Source organism: Wohlfahrtiimonas larvae (assembly GCF_002006755.1).
GTDB classification, from domain to species: domain Bacteria; phylum Pseudomonadota; class Gammaproteobacteria; order Cardiobacteriales; family Wohlfahrtiimonadaceae; genus Wohlfahrtiimonas; species Wohlfahrtiimonas larvae.
Map to the genome: position 1 here is coordinate 1 of NZ_MVDO01000062.1, position 4,400 is coordinate 4,400.

At 39.0% G+C, this 4,400-nt stretch carries 5 protein-coding genes; 4 read left to right on the forward strand and 1 reads right to left on the reverse strand.

Annotation, left to right across the window (positions count from 1 at the left end):
- On the reverse strand, window positions 1–1,131 hold a 1,131-nt coding region (locus BZK14_RS04075), incomplete at its 3' end, for a terminase large subunit domain-containing protein (RefSeq protein WP_216350014.1).
- A gap of 156 nt (window positions 1,132–1,287) precedes the next feature.
- Between BZK14_RS04075 and BZK14_RS04080 the strand changes: the two genes are divergently transcribed.
- The 4 genes from BZK14_RS04080 (at window position 1,288) to BZK14_RS04095 (ending at window position 4,399) form a co-directional block, all read left to right on the forward strand.
- Entirely contained in the window at window positions 1,288–2,133 is an 846-nt protein-coding gene (locus BZK14_RS04080; RefSeq protein WP_077925303.1) for a GPO family capsid scaffolding protein, read from the forward strand.
- A 10-nt stretch (window positions 2,134–2,143) separates the two neighbouring features.
- Window positions 2,144–3,172, forward strand: a complete 1,029-nt coding sequence (locus BZK14_RS04085; protein ID WP_077925304.1) for a P2 family phage major capsid protein — start codon at window positions 2,144–2,146, stop codon at window positions 3,170–3,172.
- Between the two features lie 9 nt (window positions 3,173–3,181).
- A complete protein-coding gene (gene gpM / locus BZK14_RS04090) occupies window positions 3,182–3,847 on the forward strand; it encodes a phage terminase small subunit (protein ID WP_077925305.1) in 666 nt (221 codons plus the stop codon).
- A 93-nt stretch (window positions 3,848–3,940) separates the two neighbouring features.
- Complete coding sequence (locus BZK14_RS04095; RefSeq protein ID WP_077925306.1) at window positions 3,941–4,399, forward strand: head completion/stabilization protein; 459 nt, start codon at window positions 3,941–3,943, stop codon at window positions 4,397–4,399.
- The last annotated feature ends 1 nt before the right edge of the window (window position 4,400 follow it).

Sequence of the window (4,400 nt, forward strand, 5' to 3'; positions counted from 1 at the left end):
ACAAGCATTTAAATCATCAAAGCTAAAAGCACTGGATACATCATCAAAGAATTCACATTCATATAGGCGTGAAAATGTTTCTTCATCGGGATAGCGTAAACGTAAGCGATCAATGTTGATCCAATCACAACCTTCTTTGATGGCATCTTCCAATGTGATGATTCTGCGATATTGACCATCAGGGCAAAGCAATCCACTTTTTAGGGTTTTATAATCTGTTCTCACAGGATTATTTTTATGCGCTTTATTCCAATCATCAGCATTCCACAATTTATAAGATGCATGTTTTTTAGATGATGGCGTGGACATACGTTTAATAATGTATCGCTCATTGGTTGCACAAGCTGTAACAACCTCATTGAGTTCGTCAAATCGTGGCATCCACATATATTCATCCATGGTGACATCACCACTGTATGATTGTGCAGTGCTTGGATTTGCACCTAAGAAATAAAAACGTAAGCCTTTTTTGAATTCAACAGAATCAGTGCCTTTAAGGTCAAGGCCTGTCAAATCATGCACAAACTTAAAAACATAATTGCGTGATGTATAAGCCTGATTTTTACTAGCAGCGATATAAATCTGATTATTTTCAAGCTCAACTAAACGCAACAAGGCATCATATGCCAAGCCATAAGAAAACCCGATTTGGCGTGATTTCAGCCAATTGAATACACCTGCTGATCGTTTGCTTTTTTCATATTTGCGTATATCTGTGATGGCGGATTGTTGATACAGTTTGAGATCTTGATAGCCTTCTTTGATTTGATTCTTGAATTTTTCCCAATCAAACTGATCAGAATTAATTTGGGCACTGCGCTTTTTGCGTTCTGGCTTGGGTGAGTAGATGTTTTTCATTTGTACGCCTAATTCTTTAAACTCACGCATTTCGTTTTCTGTTTTGGTGTTTTTCATCAATAAACGAAGGTATTTGAGTTGAAAAGCATCTTGGCATTTGGTGAAAAAGTCAGCTTCATCCCATTTATCTTGCTTTCGCCAATCATAAAGTGTGCTTTCAGGTGTGCCTAACATTTTAGATATTTCAGACACACGCAAGCCTGCGAAATAATAGAGTCTTGATAATTCGCGTGGTTGGGTGTTTTCGGGGGTGATGAGCAATTCATTATTCATGTGCCCATTCTCTATGGTTATGTCAAAAAAATAATCTCGTTTCAGTTTGCGATGGCGCATCGCAAACCGTAATGACGTGCGTTCTGATCGGAATCACGTAAAAATTGAATCCACTTTTATTGATACGCAATATTTTCACGAAATGGGATTTTACTCATGAATAAAAAAACGAAATTCACACGCATTGCTGTTAGCGGTAAAACAGTGGATGGTCGTGAGATTACCAAAGAACAGATTAACCAAATGGCAGCATCGTATGATCCTGCTAAATATACCGCCAATATTTGGCTAGAGCATTATCGTGGTGTGATGGCCGATGGTGCATTTAAAAGCTTAGGCACAGTACTAGCAGTGAAGGCAGAAGATTATAAGATCAATGGCCAAACAGAGCGTGCATTGTATGCTGAATTAGAAGTGACTGAGGATTTTGTCACAATGTTTGAAAACTCACAGAAAAAGGCTTTTTCTGTAGAAATTTATCCTAACTTTGCTGAAACAGGTCAAGCCTACTTAGGTGGTTTAGGCGCAACAGATTCACCTGCTTCGTTAGGCACGGAAGCGATGAAATTTAATCTTCATGCACGCCAAAATAAGGAAAGTAATTTTTCAACAGCTTTGGAGTTTATTGGCATTGACTTTGCAGAAGAGAACGATCAAACAGGCGCTGCTGTTTTTGAGGTTAATGAAAAAGGTTTCTTCAAAAATATGTTTGCAGGTTTATTTGCTGCGCAAAAAGAACAAGCAGAGCCACAACCAATGAGCCAACCAAAATCAGAAGATCATCATTTTAATATTGCTGATTTAGAAAGCGTGCTCAATCAATTTGCTGAAAAGCAAGATAAGGTGATCGCAAAGCTCACACAAGAAAACAAAACATTATCCGATGCTTTCAATGCACTGAAAACAGAATTTGAAACGCTCAAAAATACGGCTGCGCCTGAAAATCACAATGAATTTGTGGCAGGTGATGGCGAAAAAAATGAATATTTAGCAGATTGTTAAGGACAAAATTATGAGTGAAGTTTTATTAAAAGAAACATTGGAATGCTTGGAAGGTTATACAGAGCGACAAGCTGCATTGAATGGCGTAGATAAATCAACGATTGAAAGTGGCCAAAAATTCACAATTAATCCACAAACTGAATATGTTTGGGTGAATAAAGTCGCATCTGAAGGCATTTTGAGCGAAGTTGATATTGATGTTTGTACGGATATGGTTGTGAATGATTTGGGCTTTGGTCCATCACAATTAGTATCAGGACGTACTAATACAGAAACTAAAGAGCGTGAAACAAGCGGATTAGGTAAGCCAAATGGCATTGTTTATACAGCAGTTACCACGAATCACGATACGCATTTTACATTTGGTGAATTGAACTCCTTTGCACGCTCTAAAGAACAATTCCAAAAACGTTTACAAGATCGACGCTTAGAAAGTAAGCGTGAAGATGTAGAGCGCATTGCATGGAATGGTGTGAAGGTTGCTGAAAATACGGATAAAAAAACGTATCCATTGGGCGAAGATGTGAACATCGGATGGTTGCAGCGTATGCGTGACCATGCACCTGAGCATGTGATCACTGAATTGGAAGGTGCAGCCATCAAAGTTGGTAAAGGCCAATTGATGGAAAACTTAGATCAAGTGGTTGTTCAAGCATTAAGTTTGATTCCGAAGCAGTACCAAAAAGGTTTGAAAGTTTATATTTCAAGCGACTTGTTGGTGGGCCGACAAATGAAATTGTTGGAGAAAACCACAAACACTGAAACGGCACAAAAAATCACGCAAGATGCTTATTACATTATCAATGGTTTGATTGCTCAAGCACCTGATTTTTTCCCAGATGGCACGATCTTTGTTACACGTCCAAAGAACTTAGCAATTCGTGTGCAGAAAGGTTCTGTGCGTTCATCTTATGAGATGAATTCTAAGCGTGATCGATATGAAAACTACAATCAGCAAAATGAGTTCTATGCATTGCATAACTATGAGCAAGCGGTGTTGATTGAAAATATCACGTTAGAAGATGCTGCAAAAGAGTAGGAGTAATCTATGTTTTTGTTTAAACGAGAAAAAGCCCGAAAGTTAGCAGCCAAACTGGATGAGCATGGTGATTTACCAACTAGTGCTAATCCTGCGCATTTAAATTTGCTCACACGTTTAAAGCAAGATTTATCAAGTTTGCGTGCAATCCTTAGCTTTGAAGAGAAAGAACGCTTTAAAGCAGAGCATTTGGATGATTATCGTCCTTGGGTGGAAGGCATTTTGGATAACCAAGATGCACCTGAAGATAAGATCACATCGGAAATGTTCATCTGGGCAGTAGATGCAGGTGAGATTGAGTTGGCTTTACGCATAGCAACGTATTTGATGGAAAATAATTATGAGTTACCGCCCATATTTAAAACCAACAAAGCAGGGGCAATCACAGAGCAAATTGTGAATCGTGCTTTGAATAATAAAGCAGACATCACTTTGGATCATTTAATTACTTTAAATGAATTAATGGCTGATGCAGATATGTTGGATGCCATTCGTGCCAAATTGAATCGTGCCATTGGTGAGCTTTCAGAAGAAAGTAATCCACAGTTTGCATTGGCTGTGTGGCAGCGTGCTTTGGAATTGGATCCTGATGTTGGGATTAAAACACGAGCCAACAAGCTAGAAGCAGCATTGAAGAAACAAGAAGAACAAAGTCAACCTGAAGTAGTTGAATAACGAGCGTCACCACGCGGGGGCGTATGTTGAGAAGCTGATCATGTATATGACACGCGAAGTATCAGCATATAGCCCCGTCATTGGAGAATTATCATGGGTTTTGTGGGGCAAAACAGTAAAAATAATGAGTTTTTGATACCAAGATCAGGCTTTTGGCCTGGCATTAATGTTCAGAAGTTTCGTCAATCCATGCGTATTTTGGATTCTGTTGAAAATGCTCAAGCTGAAATGGCTTTGTTATCTGCATTAGATCTGGTTATTTCTGAGCTCAAAAACTTTAAAGCTAAACATGCTGAATATGCAGAGCTTGAACAAGTACCCAATGAAGAGTTAGCAGGGCGAAGCCGTTATGTTTTTAATTTTGAGCGTGCAGTGTTCAGCGAAGCCAAGGCAAAGCTATTGGAAGATTTTAGGGATATGGATCTCAGTCGTAAGGCAGGCGAAGATCGTGCAAGTTTAATGAATCCCGAATTAGATGAATTACGCCGTGAGCGATGGAACGCTGTACGCACTTTTTATGATGAATCTGATGTGTTTGCGGTGTTGGTATGAG